Annotated in this window: 17 protein-coding genes and 1 tRNA gene; 14 read left to right on the top strand and 4 right to left on the bottom strand. The window is 29.7% G+C overall.

The window, feature by feature from the left end; all coding sequences use genetic code 11:
* Positions 1-286: 286 nt before the first annotated feature.
* The 4 genes from JMO20_RS20455 (at position 287) to JMO20_RS15520 (ending at position 4,569) form a co-directional block, all read left to right on the top strand.
* Positions 287-415, top strand: a complete 129-nt coding sequence (locus JMO20_RS20455; protein WP_279380153.1) for a hypothetical protein — start codon at positions 287-289, stop codon at positions 413-415.
* Positions 416-534: 119 nt separating this feature from the next.
* The gene (locus tag JMO20_RS15530) at positions 535-2,250 is read left to right on the top strand and encodes a LytS/YhcK type 5TM receptor domain-containing protein (RefSeq protein ID WP_341534043.1); all 1,716 of its coding nucleotides are present in this window, start codon (positions 535-537) and stop codon (positions 2,248-2,250) included.
* Complete coding sequence (locus JMO20_RS15525) at positions 2,243-3,010, top strand: LytR/AlgR family response regulator transcription factor (RefSeq protein WP_202710615.1); 768 nt, start codon at positions 2,243-2,245, stop codon at positions 3,008-3,010. Before JMO20_RS15530 ends, JMO20_RS15525 begins: the two co-directional genes overlap by 8 nt.
* A 128-nt stretch (positions 3,011-3,138) precedes the next feature.
* Positions 3,139-4,569, top strand: coding sequence for a carbon starvation CstA family protein (locus tag JMO20_RS15520; RefSeq protein ID WP_202710614.1), 1,431 nt, complete (start codon positions 3,139-3,141; stop codon positions 4,567-4,569).
* A gap of 158 nt (positions 4,570-4,727) precedes the next feature.
* Here the strand turns inward: JMO20_RS15520 and JMO20_RS15515 are convergent, their stop codons facing one another.
* Positions 4,728-5,528, bottom strand: a complete 801-nt coding sequence (locus tag JMO20_RS15515; protein ID WP_202710613.1) for an ABC transporter permease subunit — start codon at positions 5,526-5,528, stop codon at positions 4,728-4,730.
* Positions 5,529-5,541: 13 nt separating this feature from the next.
* The gene (locus JMO20_RS15510) at positions 5,542-6,417 is read right to left on the bottom strand and encodes an ABC transporter ATP-binding protein (RefSeq protein WP_202710612.1); all 876 of its coding nucleotides are present in this window, start codon (positions 6,415-6,417) and stop codon (positions 5,542-5,544) included.
* Positions 6,418-6,618: 201 nt separating this feature from the next.
* On the opposite strand from JMO20_RS15510, the gene JMO20_RS15505 reads away from it, so the two are divergent.
* The 3 genes from JMO20_RS15505 to dcm all read left to right on the top strand — a co-directional run bounded on the left by JMO20_RS15505 (position 6,619) and on the right by dcm (position 9,507).
* The gene (locus JMO20_RS15505; RefSeq protein ID WP_202710611.1) at positions 6,619-7,230 is read left to right on the top strand and encodes a TetR/AcrR family transcriptional regulator; all 612 of its coding nucleotides are present in this window, start codon (positions 6,619-6,621) and stop codon (positions 7,228-7,230) included.
* Between the two features lie 131 nt (positions 7,231-7,361).
* A tRNA-Arg gene (locus JMO20_RS15500) sits at positions 7,362-7,438 on the top strand.
* Positions 7,439-8,013: 575 nt separating this feature from the next.
* On the top strand, positions 8,014-9,507 hold the full coding sequence (gene dcm / locus JMO20_RS15495; protein ID WP_202710610.1) for a DNA cytosine methyltransferase: 1,494 nt from the start codon (positions 8,014-8,016) through the stop codon (positions 9,505-9,507).
* Between the two features lie 114 nt (positions 9,508-9,621).
* On the opposite strand, the gene JMO20_RS15490 is transcribed toward dcm, so the two are convergent.
* Positions 9,622-10,293 (bottom strand): BglII/BstYI family type II restriction endonuclease, encoded by a 672-nt coding sequence (locus tag JMO20_RS15490; RefSeq protein WP_202710609.1) that lies wholly within the window; start codon positions 10,291-10,293, stop codon positions 9,622-9,624.
* A gap of 459 nt (positions 10,294-10,752) precedes the next feature.
* Here JMO20_RS15490 and JMO20_RS15485 point away from each other — a divergent pair, with 459 nt between their 5' ends.
* From JMO20_RS15485 to JMO20_RS15475, 3 genes are all read left to right on the top strand, one after another.
* Positions 10,753-11,967, top strand: a complete 1,215-nt coding sequence (locus tag JMO20_RS15485; protein WP_202710608.1) for a hypothetical protein — start codon at positions 10,753-10,755, stop codon at positions 11,965-11,967.
* 251 nt (positions 11,968-12,218) lie between these two features.
* Entirely contained in the window at positions 12,219-12,749 is a 531-nt protein-coding gene (locus JMO20_RS15480; RefSeq protein WP_202710607.1) for a hypothetical protein, read from the top strand.
* A gap of 337 nt (positions 12,750-13,086) precedes the next feature.
* On the top strand, positions 13,087-13,977 hold the full coding sequence (locus tag JMO20_RS15475; RefSeq protein WP_202710606.1) for a hypothetical protein: 891 nt from the start codon (positions 13,087-13,089) through the stop codon (positions 13,975-13,977).
* Positions 13,978-14,134: 157 nt separating this feature from the next.
* Here JMO20_RS15475 and JMO20_RS15470 read toward each other — a convergent pair whose 3' ends face one another.
* Positions 14,135-14,659: a DUF2726 domain-containing protein gene (locus JMO20_RS15470; protein ID WP_202710605.1), complete on the bottom strand. Its 525-nt coding sequence runs from the start codon at positions 14,657-14,659 to the stop codon at positions 14,135-14,137.
* A 189-nt stretch (positions 14,660-14,848) separates the two neighbouring features.
* Here JMO20_RS15470 and JMO20_RS15465 point away from each other — a divergent pair, with 189 nt between their 5' ends.
* The 4 genes from JMO20_RS15465 (at position 14,849) to JMO20_RS15450 (ending at position 18,825) form a co-directional block, all read left to right on the top strand.
* Positions 14,849-15,016, top strand: a complete 168-nt coding sequence (locus tag JMO20_RS15465) for a hypothetical protein (RefSeq protein ID WP_202710604.1) — start codon at positions 14,849-14,851, stop codon at positions 15,014-15,016.
* Between the two features lie 78 nt (positions 15,017-15,094).
* Entirely contained in the window at positions 15,095-16,189 is a 1,095-nt protein-coding gene (locus JMO20_RS15460; protein WP_202710603.1) for an ABC transporter ATP-binding protein, read from the top strand.
* Positions 16,144-16,725 (top strand): ABC transporter ATP-binding protein, encoded by a 582-nt coding sequence (locus JMO20_RS15455; protein WP_341534042.1) that lies wholly within the window; start codon positions 16,144-16,146, stop codon positions 16,723-16,725. The genes JMO20_RS15460 and JMO20_RS15455 overlap by 46 nt, the downstream gene beginning before the upstream one ends.
* 15 nt (positions 16,726-16,740) lie before the next feature.
* Complete coding sequence (locus JMO20_RS15450; protein WP_202710602.1) at positions 16,741-18,825, top strand: sigma 54-interacting transcriptional regulator; 2,085 nt, start codon at positions 16,741-16,743, stop codon at positions 18,823-18,825.
* The last annotated feature ends 118 nt before the right edge of the window (positions 18,826-18,943 follow it).

Below are 18,943 nucleotides of genomic sequence, written 5' to 3'. Positions count from 1 at the left end.
AGTGGTAGAGCATCGCCTTGCCAAGGCGAGGGTCGCGAGTTCGAATCTCGTCTTCCGCTCCATATTTAAAGCAGTTGACTAAAGGTCAACTGTTTTTTTACGTATTTATAAACTTATAGACAAATGATGGATTAAACAAAGTATGTACTTTATGTGAAAATATAATATTATTTTCGTTATAATAGTTGTAATTCAAGACTATCATCTAAAAAGATCTTTATTTGTAGTTAGATAACTAGGGCTTGAAGCTTTTGGGGTAGTCTTCGATGATCAAGTTTATCGTGGAATGCCTAAATATAAGGTTATAGAAGTGTTGGCTAGGGTTAAGGACTTAGGATTAGTGAACATTCTAAAGTCTAAACCCAAATATCTTGGGAAAAAGATTGATTTAAGCGGCGATGAAAGAATAACCTAGAATTAAAATACATGAATAAGTCAGTTATAGTATAATAAAATAAGAATGTCCTAGAGTTTTCTATATATAAGGATATAGTTGGGAAAGTTAAAAATTATACATATTGAACTTTTAATGAGGTGATTTTATTGAATTTAGATATATTTACACATTTAACTAACAGGGTGGGCACTCTGATTATATTGGCCCTAATACTTTCAAAGGTTAAGATTTTTAGAAAGCTAGTTTTAAAAAGAAAAATAACTTTATTTGAAAAGATAATATTAAGCTTTGTATTCGGTGGAATAGGAATAATAGGCACTTATTCAGGAATCGTAATAAATGGTGCTTTAGCCAATTCTAGGGTGATTGGTGTTTTAGTAGGTGGTCTTTTAGGAGGACCCTTTGTAGGTATTTTTAGTGGAATTATAGCTGGTATTCATAGATGGGGAATTGATATTGGAGGATTTACCTCCTTAGCTTGTGCCATATCGACAATAATTGAAGGTACAATAGCTGGATTATTAAGTAAAAGGTTTAGTAGCTCTAAGAGTAAGTGGGCATTTGCCTTATATATTGGTGTTATAGCTGAGATGATTCAGATGATTATAATTTTAATAGTTGCAAGACCATTTACAGATGCACTACTATTAGTAAAGGTAATTGCATTACCAATGATTATTACAAATTCAATAGGAAGCTCATTATTTATTGGAGTTACAGATAGTATATTCAAAGAACAAGACAGAAATGCAGCTTATCAAGCACAAATAGCCTTAAGAATAGCTAATAAGACCTTAGAATACTTTAAACAGGGTTTTAATTATGAGACTGTAGAGCATGCTGCAAAGATTATATATGAAATGACTGATGTTAAAGCAGTGGCGATAACTAATACTAAAAGAATTCTGACTCATATTGGGATAGGAGATGATCATCATAAACCAGGGGATGAGATAAAAACTAAAATTACCAAGGATGTAATTAGTACAGGGGAACATAGAGTTGCATATACAAAGGAAGATATAGATTGCGATGATAATTATTGTAAATTAAAATCGGCTATTATTGTTCCACTAAAGGAAGGAAATAAAGTAGTAGGAACACTTAAGCTGTATAAAACCACAAATGATTCTATAACTCAAGTAGACTTGGAACTGGCCTTAGGGCTGGGGTCATTGTTTTCTACTCAGATTGAGTTAAGTAAGGTAGAATACCAAAAACAGTTATTAGCAAAATCAGAGCTAAAGGCATTGCAGGCGCAGATAAATCCTCACTTTCTATTCAATGCAATAAACACCATTGTATCCTTTGTCAGAATTGACCCAAATAAAGCAAGAAAATTATTGTTGCATCTTAGTGACTATTTTAGAAAGAATCTATGCTTTGATACTGATGAAGTCCACATTTCCAAGGAAATAGAACATGTGAACTCATATCTTGAAATAGAACGGGCCAGATTTGGCAATAAATTAAATGTTGAAATATGTATTCCAGAGGGAATTGATTGTTATTTACCACCTTTAATATTGCAACCTATTGTGGAGAATTCTATAAAGCATGGTATCATGAATAAGATTGAAGGTGGAATAATTAAGATAATAGCAACTGAAGAAGATGATAAAACGAAAATAGTTATAGATGACAATGGAATAGGAATAGAGGAAGGAAAATTAAAAACTATACTTTCTAAAAATAAAGATGATGATTCTATAGGGATAATAAATGTAAATGAGAGATTGATTAATAAGTATGGAAACGATTATGGATTGAAAATATCCAGTGAAATAGGTAAAGGAACAACAGTGACTATGAATATACCAAAGAGAAATGGTGAGGAGGAGGAAGATGTTTAATTGCATTATTGTAGATGATGAAATGCCTGCAAGAGAGGAACTAAAATATCAGCTTAAAAACTTTAATAATATAAAAGTAATAGCAGAATCGGATAATGGATTTGATGCCCTTGAGAAAATCAAGAAATTAAATCCAGATTTAGTGTTTTTAGATATTCAAATGCCTCAGATGGATGGAATTAAAGTCGCAGAAGAAATCTTAAAAGAAAATATTTCTGCACTTATCATATTTGTAACAGCATATGATGAGTTTGCAGTTAAGGCTTTTGAGGTGAATGCCATTGATTATTTATTAAAGCCCATTTCAGAAGAGAGACTTGAAAAGTCAATTGATAAGATTACTGGAATGTATAATGACGATAGGGAGCTTTATTCAAGTAAGATTCAAGAAGTTATAAATAAAATAGAGTCTAAGGGATTCAATGATATTAATATGATTTCCGTAATGAAATCAGATAAGATAATACCATTAAATCTAGATGAAATAATATATTCAACTGTTGAGAATAGAGATACAGTTATATTTTCTACTAAAGGTAAATATCTATATAATGATACATTGACACAGTTAAATAATCTATTAAGTGGAGGGTGCTTTTTTAGGTGTCATAGAAGCTATATAATTAATCTTAGATATGTTAAGGAAATAGAGCCTTGGTTTAATTGTACCTATCAAATCAGATTGGAAGGCGCAGAGGAACTAATACCAGTAAGTAGGAACAAGGTTAAGGCTTTTAAGAGAATAATGAATATAAAGTAATGTGATTTAAACACCAAATATGCATTTCATACATGATATTCTGCATTTCGTCTCAAATTATCCTGTCATTATTAAGTTAGTCATATAATATATTTAAGATTACTTAATAATTTACAGGGGGTATTGATATGTATTCTTTTATTATTTCAATAATCGTCTTAATACTAGGTTACTTTATTTATGGAGCTTTTGTGGAAAAGGTTTTCAAGATTGATGAAAATAGACCTACACCTGCTGTAGCAATGGAGGATGGAGTAGATTTTATTCCCCTTAGTTGGAAGAGAATCTTCTTAATTCAATTCTTGAACATTGCTGGTCTCGGTCCAATATTTGGTGCTATTATGGGAGCATTGTTCGGCCCAGCAGCATTTCTTTGGATAGTATTTGGTAGTATATTCGCAGGTGGCGTTCATGATTTCTTCTCTGGTATGCTATCAGTAAGACATGAAGGTAAGAGTATATCAGAAATTGTAGGGATTTATTTAGGAAAAAATGCAAGAACTATAATGAGAGTATTTTCAGTAGTACTTCTTATATTAGTAGGTACAGTATTTATGACAGGTCCTGCTACCTTATTATCTAGCTTAAATCTTGGAGGATTAAGTAATGTAAGTGTTTGGTTAGCTATCATAATAGTATATTATTTCTTAGCAACTATTCTTCCAGTTGATAAGGTTATAGGTAAAGTCTATCCACTATTTGGAGCAGCACTGCTAATAATGGCGGTAGGTATAGGAAGTATGTTAATCATTAAAGGCTACAATATACCAGAAGTATCATTAACTAATTTCCATCCTGGTGGATTAACTATGTGGCCAATGCTTTTTGTTACAATCGCATGTGGTGCAATAAGTGGATTCCATGCCACTCAATCACCTATGATGGCAAGATGTATTAAAAGTGAAAAGTATGGTAGAAAAGTATTCTATGGATCAATGATTGCAGAGGGAATTATTGCTCTTATATGGGCAGCAGCGGCTATGACATTCTTTGATGGCGGTATAGTTGGATTAAATTCAGCAATCGCTGAAGGTGGAGCTGGTGGAGTTGTAAACTCTATTTCTAGCAGTCTATTGGGAACTGTCGGTGGAGTATTAGCTATGTTAGGAGTAATAGCAGCCCCTATCACATCAGGAGATACAGCTTTCAGAAGTGCAAGACTAGCTATAGCTGATGCTATAGGATTTAACCAAAAGAAAACTATGAATAGACTAACGTTAGCTATACCATTGTTTGTAATTGGATTCTTATTAACTAGAATTGACTTTGGTATCATTTGGAGATATTTCGCGTGGTCCAATCAAACTCTAGCAATGATAGTTCTTTGGGCAGCAGCAGCATATCTTATTATAAATAAGAAGTTACATTGGATTGCTAGTATTCCAGCTACATTTATGACAGCCGTTAGTGTAACATATATTCTGCAGGCTGATGAAGGATTCAGATTATCTACAAGCATATCTTATCCAGTTGGAATTATTGTAGCTGTAGCAGCAATAGTAATATTCTTAATGAAGTTTAGGAACGTTAAGAATCTTGCAACTCAACCAGAGAATTAAACAATATATAGATAATAGTTGTTAATATATAGAGCTATATTTATCCTATAGATAAGGATTATATATAAATATAGAGTGAAGCATTCAACTAAATTTCCCCATAATACCAAATATGAAAAATGCCATCCCATACTAACGTGGGACGGCATTTTTATTAATTATAAAGGTAAACTTCTACGGTTAAATAATACTATACCACATGTATATGTTATAGCCGAAATCATTAAAAGGATTATTATACTGATTAGAGTAGTAGAACTTTTCTCTAATATTTCAGTTGGGTTTAATAAACTAAATATAGTAAAATATTTCAACCAAGACATTTGTTCACCAGCATTAGATAACATGTTTAACACAAAGAAAGCTATAGGAACTCCTGCACCAAAGCTAAGAGATTGCTTTGTATCATTGAAAATGCAAGAAAACAAAAAAGTTATTCCACCTATAGCATAGAAGGTAAGTAGAGAGACAAGATTTAGTAAAAGGAATCCACCTATATCTAAGCTTCCAGGAAACATTGCTTGACATATACTTATAGCAGCTAGGATTAATAATAAAAATATAGCTGTGATACTAGAAAGTAAATAAAGAGCTTGTGTTTTTACTATGGTTAATCGAGAATTAGGTGTGGATAAAAGAAATGCCATTGATCCACTATCCACATGTTTAGCAACAAGTCTATTACCAACTATGATGACATATATCATAGGGAAAAGAATTGCTATAAAATTGTAATAGGTATTACCAACATAAGTAGTAAGAGTAGTTCCTAAATCTTCAAAACCCATAGCAGCTACCAATTCCTTCGGCATCATCTTAACCATATCAGTGAGTCCAGCTAGACTATTAGGGTCATATATAGAAATTATTGAGAAAGCATACATAATCATAACAGCAGCTATAATCAAGCCAACTCCCCAATTTGACTTAAATGTGGCTTTTAATAGAGTCTTATTCATTTTATTAACCCTCCTATCCATAATATTTCATAAATACTTGTTCAAGGCTTTGATTTAATATTTCAATTCCAAGTACATTACATTTAGCAAGAACTTGATTAAATTTATTATAATTTGAGCTAACTACTATCTCAATTTGATTTCCTGTCACACTATTTATTTCTAATCCACTAGACTTAATAATATCAATATCTTTCTGGTTACCAACATTAACAATAAAGATTTTTCTCAGAGAAGCTTTTATTGAATGAACATCTTCAACAGTAACTAGCCTTCCTTCTTTAATTACACCTATACGATCTGAGGTTTTGTCAATTTCTTCAAAGATATGGGATGACATAAGAATAGTTTTGCCACGACTCTTTTCCTCATTAATAAGATTAATAAAATTTCTTTGCATTAGAGGGTCAAGACCACTAGTAGGCTCATCTAGGATATAGACCTCTGGATCGTGCATAAATGCTGAAATAATACCTACTTTTTGCTTCATGCCCTTTGACATTTTTCGAATTTTACGACTTGGATCTAGCTCAAATCTTTCTATAAGGTCATGCATTCGAGACTTGTCCTCTATACTTTTCATTTCTTTAATAAACTTCAAAAAAGCTTCACCGGTCATGTTATCAAAAAAGGCAATTTCACCAGGTAAGTACCCTACTGACTTTTGAATTTCTTCAGTTTGAGTTCTGCAATCTAGTCCCATGATAGTACAACTTCCTTTGTCTGCGTTAGTGAAACCCATAAGCTGTCTGATAGTTGTTGTTTTACCTGCTCCATTTGGTCCAAGATATCCAAATACTTCACCTTCTTTGACAGAAAAATCCAAATCAAAAATTCCCTTGCCATTTTTATAGGTCTTTGTAAGGTTATTAACTTTAATGATTGACATATAGACACCCCCATTTTTTATTTGGGAAAAATCGACTAATGCTAAATTATGTAGTTATAAACTTATTTAACTACATAATATCACCGAAAAGAATGAAAGTCAACAATTTATGTAGTAAGTATACAAAACAACTATATAATTATGTTTTTTTATTGTAAGTCTTGACAATAATATATGTTATTATATATGTGAGGTGATTTAATGAACGGTTTTGAAAAAAGAAGAGAAGAAAAGAAAAAAGCAATACTTGATGCTGCAAGTAAGCTTTTCTTTAAAAATGGATATAAAGAGACAAATGTAGAGGAAATAGCTGAAGTTGCAAATGTTTCACCTGCAAGTGTATATAATTTCTTTGATACAAAAACTAATCTATATGTTAAGACAATTGAAAAAGCTTTTTATGAGGCTATGGATAAATATGATGAAATATTAAATAGTAGTAGAAGTTTTCATGAAAAGTTAATGGCATTTATAAAATATAAGGTTAATTCTCAAGACAGTATGAGTCCAGACTATTTCAAAGCTGAGGATATGCAAAACCCAGAGATTGTAGTCATTATATCTGAAGTTACTAAAACTAGAATCATTCCATTCTTTGTTAAATTAGTTAAGCAAGGAAAAGAGGAAGGTGCAGTTGATGAATCGATTGATGTTAATTCTGTAATGACCTATATTAATATATTTGCCACTGGTTTAGCTACCACTCAGATATTAAAGAAAATGCCTAAAGACCAAAAGTTATCTGAAGATATAGGAAAGTTGTTCTTATTCGGGTTTTCTGGCAAGTCAGACACAGATGCTAATATGTTTTAAAGCATTATATATTTTAGAAACGATTAGTATATTTATTCTGAAAGTTACTATTGATAAATAAAGTAGGTATATATATGATTGAAAAGCTACATAATATATGTTAATATAAATTGAGATATAATCTAATATGTGCGCCCTTAGCTCAGTTGGATAGAGTGGCTGACTTCGAATCAGTAGGCCGCGGGTTCGAATCCTGCAGGGCGTGCCAAAATCGATGATTTCAACTTTTGTGGAGGTTGGATTTCATAATAGTCTTAAGAACAGTCCATATGATTATTTAAGAAAACTCAGTAGTCATGTGGACTATTTTTTATTTTTTGATTATTAGAAATGGATAATATGAGATGGAGATATATTTAGATTTCAGAAAATTCTAGGTCATTCATCACTGGATATAGTTGAAGAGTACGTTAGCATGTTCACTTGCATAAGGACTTTAACAAATTTAATTCGCTGGAGAAGATGATTAATCATAAGGATTATATAGCTATGAGGTAGATTGATATAATATAGTGAGTTATTGTATGCTTAAAAGAACTAATGGAACGTATCGAAGCTATGGGCTAGGGAGATATATATTATTTCTTTTACTAGGTCATAAGGATAAACTATAACAAAAAGATATTTACAATCACCGAAAAATAAAGATATAATTGAGATGGCAATAAAGACAAGTCCTTTGATGAATTTAAGCAACAGAACATAGGTTTGCTTTTTAGAAGAAATATTATATAATTAATATATATGTATATAAACTATAAATTTTTGGAGTGATAAATTATTATGAATTTTATAGATATGTTTGCTGGTATTGGTGGTTTTAGAAAAGGATTAGAATCTAATGGACATCAATGTGTGTTTAGTTGTGAATTAGATAATAATGCAATAAAAAGCTATATATCACTTTATCATATGAATGAAGAAGAAATAGCAAGTATGAAGAAGCTTAATAAAAGTGAGAGAGATAAAACCTTAGAGAATTTAAGAAGACAGCATATTTTTGATGATATAACTAAATTTGATGGTATGTCAGAAAAAGAAATTTCTAAGATAATACCTAAATATGATGTATTCTGTGGTGGTTTTCCTTGTCAACCATTTAGTAGAGCTGGAAGAAGAAATGGATTTAAAGATAAGAATAAAGGCAATCTATTTTTTTCAATTGCAAATGTAGTAGAAAAAACAAGACCACGGTATGTATTCCTTGAAAATGTAAAAGGATTACTTACTTCAGGAGAAAAAGAGGAAGTTGTTAAAAATGGGAAAAAGAGAGTAGTGGAAATAGAGAAAGGAAAAACATTTAAGGAAATATTATATGAACTTCATGAACTTGGCTATGATGTTCAGTGGCAAATGGTAAGTAGTGGACACTATATAGCTCATAATAGAGAAAGAGTATATATAGTTGCTAGAAAAAGAGGGAATAAAACGATTAAGAGAATATTTCCTCTACAAGAAAATGTAAGAAGAATTAATAAAGTTAGCTTTGAAAAAGATACACAAGTTGCATATAAAGATTTTATTAATAGTATAAAATCAAAAACTTTATACAAATTTAAAATTCAAGAGAATGATATGATTGATTTATACACCAATAAAAGTTTTAATTTCAACACAAAATCTCCTTTTGGGTATTGGGGAATAATGGTTGATGGTTTATGTGTTACAGCAAAAACTAAGTATAAAATTGCAGAAAATGAATTTAAATTAATTGATGTGTTAGAGGATTATTATAAAATTGGGAAAAGATATGATTTGAGTGAAGAAGAAGTGCTGAAACAGAGATATGCTAAGAAGGCTAAAGAATGGAAAAGTGGAAATAAGATGGGAAATATGGCTTTTCCCGATAAAATTAACAAGACTTGTAGAACATTAACCGCTAATGCGTCTGGCAGAGAAATGATGGTTATAGGGTATTATTTTCATGAAGATGGTGAACTGCATTATATTAATGAAATAAAAGAGGGATTAAATCAATTCAATCAAGAAAAAGAACTGAATGAGTTGGTAAGTCAATGCCCAATAGATTCTAAGGTCAATAATGAAAGTAATGGATTAATAATAATTGAAAATGAATTAGGTGAAGAAGTTCATCTTAAAAAAAGCGAAATCAAATTTAGAAAGCTTACTCCAAGGGAATATTGGAAACTTCAAGGATTTGATGAGGAAGATTTTAATAGAGCTAAGATTGTAGGGGTTTCTGATAGTCAATTAAAAAAACAAGCAGGAAATGCAGTTACTGTTGATGTGATTAAAGCTATAGGAGAGAGATTATGAGAGATAACATAATGCTATCTCTCATTTTAAAAATGATTTCTTGAAATATTTTTGAAATAATTGGATGATAAAAAAATAATATCATAAAGCATTTTTAGCTCCGTTATTTTAGATTTAAGTATTGTATTTTTCAATACACTCTCTAACAATTTCATTGTGTTTAGGGGTGTATTCTTTTCTTGTGCATTTTAGAATATTTAAATTTGATTCTATTGATTTTACATCTAACTCAGATACATCAACAGAATCTAATCCAATAACCAATGTAGGAACAGTTATTGAAAGCTTAGCAGAAGGTATTTCGCGAACGGTTTTTTCGAAATTAGCAACTCCACTATCAATTCTTTTACTTAATTCGAAACAAGGAAGTATGAGGATACAAATGTCAGTTAAATTATAAGAATACGAAAGCTGAAATTTAAAATAATTTCTATAAGAACTTGCTATATTACCAAATTCAACTTCAATCTGAACTATTACTTCATCTATATTTCCATTTTTTACTATAGGAAACTTTTTTCTGAAATCACTTCTTAGACTATCATGATTGTCATTAGGAGTTGCTAATGGTTCTGCTTCCCATCCTAAATCAGTAAATTTAAGTCTAAAATATGTATTTAAAACTTGTTGAACAACATCCTTACTCTTTTGTCGTTCTGACTTTCCTTTATATACAGGTAAAGGTGCTTGTTGGCAAATATTTATTATTTCATTATATATGTCTATATGGTTTGGATGGGTAAGTATTTCTTCTGCATATCTGTAAGAAAATGTTTTTATATTCAAATTCTCACCTCCAGTCTATTTATAGGCATTACTAAATTGAGGAATACACAATAATTATAACATATATACTATGAATATAGATTAATAACTTGGTATCACAAGCTTGATATTTTAACTAGCTAGAATACTTATACTAATCTGTGCATTATTCAATCAATCTTGATATAGATGTTACATGATACCTATGTCCTTAGTTATATCTTTAGCTTTTTACCTTGTTAAGTGATTAGACGAATTATTTATTAGAAATATTTTTTATATCCAATAAAGTTGATATAGCCTAAATATTTATAGTACTCTCGATTTTTTTTATGAATCGGATGAAATGTATTAATCAAGAAATTTTTAAAATGATTATTATAAAATATTTGGACAAGTAAAAAAATGAAAATATTGAAAATAAAAGGAAAGTCATATATTATATAAATAAGCTTGTTAATAAATGTAATAACATATTAATTGGGGAGGATTGATACTATTAAAAATCATTTATCTTATTTATTTTTAAGAGAGGGAGAAATAGACAAAAAAAAAGCAAAGTTACATGACCTTAGGCATTTTGTGAGAGATAGAGAACTGGATAAAGCAATAAAAGAAAAATTTCCATTACATGACTTTGGAAAACTTACTGATGATATAGATATAAAAGGAACTAAGGATTTGTTAGATTTATTTGATGAAATCGATGATAAAAAATATGATATATTGGAGACTCTAGAGAACATAGAGTATATAGGAGTATCACATGATAGTGAAATTATAATTAAATTTTCAGATGATATCAAAGGTGTTGGGGTATATAATTTCACATTTGATTTTTTTGAAGAATTATTTGATATGGGTAAATACGCTAAATTTTGTATTAAGAATGGCTTAAATGATTTATTAAAAGAAAATTTGCTTAAATTGTTAGAAGAATTTAAAACGATTGAAAAACAGTTTAGACTTTTAGATAAAAATGATACTACATATATACGAGCAATTACGTCTACAAGATATAATAATTATGATAATCATTTAGCTATATATCTAATATTATTATCATTGCATAAGCTTGTAAGCGAAGAAAAAATCAGCATATATGTTAAAGAAGCCCATATAAGTGACTCAGCGCTAAGAATTATTTTTGAGCAAGAAGAACCGATTAGAGTAGAAGGCGTAGGTCAGGTTTATTTTGGTTTTCTTGTTTCAAATGGAGAAATACGAGATAGTAAATTTACTTTTGAGATGAGGTACAGGATAATAGACGGAGATAATGATAAAGGTATTTCGTTTGCTGCTATACCTAATTTAGAAGAAGCCGTATTTAATATTCAACACTCTACTGGTGTCGATAATGTAATATCGAAATTGAATAATATCAATAATATTCACAATATTAAGTATTCAATGCTTGAGTATATCGAAGGAATAAAAAAAGTTAATAAATTATCAGATAATATTATATATTTAATGAGAAATAAAATTAAATATTCTAAGCTAAAAGATTTAAAATATGAAACTAAAGATAATTTTAATATACTTTATGAGAAGAACATGATTAACAATACAATGACTCTTATTGAAGGTTTCGGTAAAATTAACGAAATTACTACTGATGTAGAAGAACGAATTTATCTTGAACGAATTTATCATGACATAATAAAAGATTTAGTTGACAGACAAAAAGGATAAATGCAGAAATATCCCCCCTTGCTTTCAGGGGGGATTGCTATATCCTAAATTTGCGTTGTTGCTTAATGGCTTTATACAGTATTACAATTTAAGCAATCAATGAAATTATTAATAAAGAAAGTTATTCTGATTCTAAAAGACTCTGAGTTATATTGATAGGATTTATAATTTTTCGAAAGGAAGCAAGGAAGTTATTATTTTTTACTTCAATGTATTCAACTAAAACCGCTTAATAAGAAGAGGTGATTATCATGAAAAGGAAAGTAAGTTTATATATTCTAATTATTTCAATATTGCTTAATATAGTATTAGGGGTTACTTTGTATTTTAATCACGCTCAAAAGGAAGAACAAAAAGCTGATTTGTCTCGTATGTATATTAAAGCTCTAGATAGATATGTAGTTCCTAACCTTAACTCAATGGTTAACTATATACAAACGGATGAATATGAAAAAGTGATTTTTGAATCACAGAATGTAGTGGATAATACACTTATTCTTATAAATTTATTAGATACAAATGAAAAGATAATACCAGAGAATTTAGAAATGTTTGTCTCTGAAATTCATCAAATATGTAATGATATAACAAATAAAATTAGGACTGAGGAAATAGAAGATATCAATGTTAAAGAATTGGAAGTTTATAATAAAAGATTATCAGGCATAGTGCAAGAAATTAAATTTAAAAATATTTTAAATTATAGTTATGAAGAACTTTTAGACAAAATAGAAGCAGTAACTAAAGCTAACTTAGTAGATATGGCACAAACTTCAAAGTAGAAATATGTATATCGTCCATTTGAATCGCTCTATTAAATCAGTGGCAATATCAATCTTGATTTTAAATTTAATGCTGTTATCATTACAGAAATCTTTTTTAGTATTGCTTAAATCCAAGGGGTAAAGAGTATCTATTGTCAATACTTGTGACAGGCATAAGTTTAAGTTCTCCTTGTGTAAGCGTACAGGTTTTTTCACAAGTGTTAGGACTTATGTCATTTTCTATGTGTAAAAAGAGTTGGTAATATTAGCTATTAAAAATTGAACAACTCAAGTAATTAATATAAAATGTAGAGTATGTAAGCATACTCTACATTTTATAATTGGAGGAATTAATATGAAAACATTTTATTTAGGTTTTCTTGAGCTTAAGTACGATGAGAATATATATAATGATTTCAATGAATATTCAGAATTTAAGAAGGATATTGATTTGCTATTTGAAAATGAAAATATACGATTAGAAAAAATACCTGAAAATCCTACACAAAGAATTAGTGATGTGCATTATGATTTTGTTTTAGAATATCAAAGTGATAAATATAAAAGATTTATGGATATAATGGAGAATTTACAATTAAAAGATATGATTCTTTACCGATTAGATTTTAAATTTACTAAAAAAGAAGTAAGCCAATCACCATTGTTGTATATGGCAACACATTTTGATTTCTACGCAACAAATATTAAACATCCCAGTAAATATGGTACTAAATATGAAAAAGTATTCATTTGTCCAAAATGTGGTTCTGTTGAATTTAAGCAAATATCTAAATTATATTGGAATACCACACAGATGAAGAAAAAATTATTTCTTGAAATACCTGATGATAGATACACTGGAGGATATGCTATTATCATAACTGAGAAACTTGCAAAAATTTTCAAAAAACAACAATTTACTGGATATTCCTTAGAACCAGTTATACATGTAGGGAATAAAAATAAAGAGAAAAAGTGCTTCCAAATGATAATAAATAATGTTATGCCTTCATTTTCACAAAAAATGCCTTACATATTATATGATGAAGATTGTACAGAATGCCAAGAATTTGGGAAAATAAAATTTCCTCCACATTATGATAAATCAAAAGACTTTAATCTTTCTCTTGAAAAAAATGTAACCTTAGGGCGTCAACCCCTGCTATTAGTTAGTCAAAAAGTGAAGGAACTATTTGATATTTTGAGAATAAGCCCAGCATATGAACCTATTGTTGTTATAAAATAAAGCTAAAGTGGCTATACACGACTTTACAATAAATCATAAATTGATTGAATATAAATAATAGAAGCAGACACCAGATTCCTATAAATACTAACCTTGTCACAAATTAAAACCCCTTGTTTTCAAGGGGTTTTGTCATGTGCCAAAAAGTGTTACTCTTTTACTTGATTGTAGCAAAATTCTCAGATATCTTTTCATTAATATAATTAGGACTGTATGAATAACTTGCTCTGAAACGTAATAATTTAACTCCCGCATCATCAAATGCATTATCTAAGAACTCATCTCTTTTAACTCTATTTGATTTATTATGACTTTTATCATCTAATTCAATAGCAATTTTAGGTGTTAGGTATTCTTTATCACATAATAAGAAATCTATATGCTTAGATTGTATTTTATTAAAATACCTTTGTCTATTAGGATTACTAGTTACATAAATTATATCTGCTACTCTAACCTTTGGACATATATAGTATTTATTTAAATCAATGGCATTTTCCAATACTTTATAGAAATTATATTCAGCTTTTGATAATAAGTATTTTTTCCTATTATAGGGCAATTTCTCAACTTGAGTAACAGAATCATTAGATTTAGAAAAAGGTGATCCTTTTTTATCCTTCGCGATCAAATTAAATGCAAAATAAATAACTAAAATAGCGATAATAATAAAAATTAGCATTATGAACAACTCCTTTCTTGTGTTTCATTCTAACATTTCTACTTTTCTCATTTAATTTCCTTTATTTTACACAAATATTTAATTTATTAAGAACTTGGAGTACTTAATTGCTAAATTTCCTTTACTTACCAATATAGATATGTTATATTCAATTAAAAATTAGACTGAAATACAAGGGGGAATTACATCATGTTGTGGATTATTATTTGTGTCGCTGCTTCAATGGGGTTATATCACATTTCAGCAGAGCTTATTAAAGAAATTATAAATAAGGAAGATCATTCGGATTCTAGAATTTCTGGAGTTCTATTAACAGGTGTTATGGTATTCTCATTAATAAGAATTTTTGCTGATTGAGTACTATTGACCACCAATCTTTGAATTAAATTACAAAATAAAGGGGAAAGGAAAGTATAATACTATACGGGGGATAATATGAAAAAATACATAAATCAAATGAAATCTTTAATATTTATAAGGATATTAACTGGAACTATTTATGTAGCTGCAATTGCAGCTATTCCATATATAATCAAGATGTTGATTGATTATGACTTTTCAAAAGGGAGTAAGGGAGTTATTATTTTTATCTCAATGTATTTATTAGCAGCTGGTGTTGGAATGGGATTCCAATACATAAGTCAGCTACATGAGTGGAAAATAGTGAGAAAATTTTATCTATTGATAAAACGAGATATATTCGATTCAATATTAGGATATAGCTATACCAAATTTAGCAAATCTAAATTAAGTACTTATGTTTCAATTTTAGATAATGATGTGCCTGTAGTTAAGCAATACCTTGATAGTGGGATTATGATTGTCCAATCTGCTATCCAAGTAATTGTATATGGGATATATATGTTTATGCTAGACCCTAGGATAGCAATAATAATTATTCTATGTTCATCGCTAAGTCTATTCTTACCAAATGTAACTAGTAAGACTCTTTCACAAAGAAGAGCAAATCATCTTGGAGCAGTATCACTATATATTGGCAAGGTACATGATTTGCTCCAGGGATTTAAAAATGTAAATTATCAAACGAAAGATAACATTTTAAGTGAACATAATAGAACCATGACAGAAACTGAGGATAAGCTTTTACACTATGGAAGGTTTAGTACATTTACTAATGTGTTCAATGGTTCATTTATGTATTTGCTTGATATATCAGCATTTGTTACAATAGCAGTCTTATTACTTAAGAACACAATTACAATTGGAACCGCAACAGCTACTCTAGCATATATAAAAGAGTTTGTTTATCCAGTTAGGTATATTGTATCAGATTTAAGCACTATGAAATCAGCAAAATCGACTAAAGATAAATTACTAGACTTTATGAAGGATGATGAGAAAGCTTTACCAAAGCTATCGGAGTGTAATCATACAATAGAATTCTCAAAGGTCTCAGTCAAATTTGAAAACTTAAAATTGAGAATTTTAATTATTCCTTTGAAAAAGGGAAAAAATATGCAATTGTGGGACATAGTGGATCAGGTAAATCAACAATTGCTAATTTATTAATGAAATATATAACTCCTACCAATGGCAAGATTAAAGTTGATGGTGTTGATATTAGTGAAATTGATACTTCTGGCATTCTAGGATGTGTGAATCAATTTGAGCATGTGTTTTCAGATAGCTTCTTAAATAATGTTACTGTATATGGGGCTTATCCTGGTGAGAATCTAAATAATATTACCGATTATTATTCATGCAATAAAATTGATTTGATTAAGGAAAAGAATGATTGTACTGAGTTAAGTGGAGGAGAAAAGCAACTACTTTCTTTAGTAAAAATGATGTTAATTAATCGTGATATAATAATATTAGATGAACCTTTTTCATCATTAGATTTCCAAAATTCTATATTGATGCAGGAGAAAGTATATGGACTTAAAGATAAAACAATGATTGTAATAACCCATAACTTATCGGAGAAGAATCTAAATTATTTTGATGAAGTTATTATAATGAATAATGGATATATTGAAAAATCAGGATCTACAACTGAAATTATGGAATCAATAGAATATAGTAAATTAATAAAAACTGCTTAGTAAAGGAGTGAGACCGTGCCTAATCTTAGAAAGGTTAAAGCTAAGGAACTGATAGATTCAGAAGCAAAGGGTTTACATGAAGAAAGTACAATGAAGGATGCTGTAGAGTTTATGCTTAAATACAAGGTCAACAATATACCAGTAGTAGATAAAGAAAATAAGCTTACAGGCATAATAGACAGACGAGTTATTATAGATTCAATGAATAGCTTAAAAGACTTTTCTATAAAAGTTAAGGATGTGAAGCTAGAGAGTTGTACTGACCTATGTGTTAAGGAAGATCAAGACTGTAATAATGTTTTTAAGAAGGATGAGGATGAACTCTTTGTAGTAAATGACAAATGTGAGTTTAGCGGATTATTAAGTAAATCAAGGTATCTTTCTGAGCAGGTAAACTTTCTAGCTACTAGTATTAATTCAATTATTGAAGCTACAAATCATGGAATAATAGCTATAGATAATGATTTTAATATTATTATGTTTAATGAAGTTTCAGAAAAGATATCTAGAGTAAATGCTGATAAGGCAATAGGTTTAAAAATTAATGATGTATTAACAGAATCTAAACTACCTGAAACCGTAACAACAGGTAAAACAGTCATTAATGCTATGATGGAGATTAACGGTAGAAAGATAATTACAAATAGGGCACCAATAATTGAAGATGGAGAAATAAAAGGAGCTATTGCTCTATTTATTGATGTAACTGAGCATGACAACTTATTAAAGGAGCTAGAAGAACAAAAGAATGTATCTGAAGTTCTAAATACAATATTAGAGACAGTTTATGATGGTATAGTTGTTGTAAACAAAGCTGGATATATTACTATGATTAGCAAGACCTATGAAAAATTTCTAGGAGTAGAAGGACAAGAGATTATAGGTAAGCACGTTACAGAGGTGGTTGAAAATACAAGAATGCACATAGTAGCACAGACCGGTGTGCCAGAGATTGCCGATGTTCAAAAAATCAAAGGAAACTACATGATTGCCTCTAGAATTCCAACCTTTAAGGATGGTGAACCAATAGGAGCAGTGGGAAAGGTCTTATTTAGAGATGTGGATGAATTGAATGATTTATATAAAAAAATTAGTTTAATGGAGCAGGAACTAGAGCAGTACAAGGGTGAGCTGAATAGAAATAACAAAGCAAGGTATACCTTTGATAACATCATAGGGAAAAGTAAAAAACTTAGTCATACCAAGGATCTTGCAGCCAAGGCATCTCGAACTGATTCTAAGGTGCTTCTTATAGGAGAAAGTGGAACGGGAAAAGAGTTATTAGCCCATGCAATTCATAATGGAAGTGCTAGAGGATTTGGTCCATTTATTAAGGTGAATTGTGCAGCTATTCCCTCTGAGTTGCTAGAATCTGAATTGTTTGGATATGAAGAAGGAGCCTTTACTGGAGCTAAAAAAGGTGGTAAAATAGGTAAGTTTGAGCTGGCTGATGGAGGAACTATTTTCCTTGATGAAATAGGAGATATGCCATTATCTATGCAATCTAAGCTACTTAGAGTAATACAGGAAAGAGAAATTGAAAGGGTAGGTGGAACCGAATCAAAGAGAACTAATGCTAGAATTATTGCTGCTACTAACAAGAATTTAGGAGATTTAGTCTTAGAGGGAAAATTTAGAAAAGACCTTTATTACAGATTGAATGTTTTCACTATACATGTTCCTGCCTTAAGAGAAAGACCGGCAGATATTCCAGATTTGAGTGATTATATCTTATATGGGTTAAATAATAAATATCATAAAAATATAAAGAAGATATCAGATAGAGCGATGAATCACTTAATTAAATATACATGGCCAGGTAATATAAGGGAATTGGCTAATATAATTGAGAGGGCTGTGAATTTAGTTGATATGACAGATATTATTGATGTAGAACATTTGCCTAAGGAAGTAGTAGGGAAGGAGTATAGTAGGAATATAAAGAATCTAAGTGAGATTGTAGCTAAGGCTGAAAAAGATGCCATAATTGAGAGCGTGAAGATATCAAATGGTAATAAAACTAAGGCAGCTAAGCTACTGGGAATAGGAAGAACAACTTTTTATGAAAAATTAGCTAAATATAACCTAATGGATATTTAAAGAGACAAGTTATTATGAAAATGTGCGTATTATCAAACACAATCATAAAAATCACTAAAAAATAGTTTGGATAACAGAACACATAACAAAGTTTCGACATAAAATCGTTTTGGAATCC

The sequence above is a fragment of the Sporosalibacterium faouarense genome (assembly GCF_016765695.1).
Taxonomy (GTDB): Bacteria; Bacillota; Clostridia; order Tissierellales; family VENL01; genus Sporosalibacterium; species Sporosalibacterium faouarense.
Note: the sequence above shows the minus strand (reverse complement) of the source record. Positions and strands in the feature narration are given on the sequence as shown.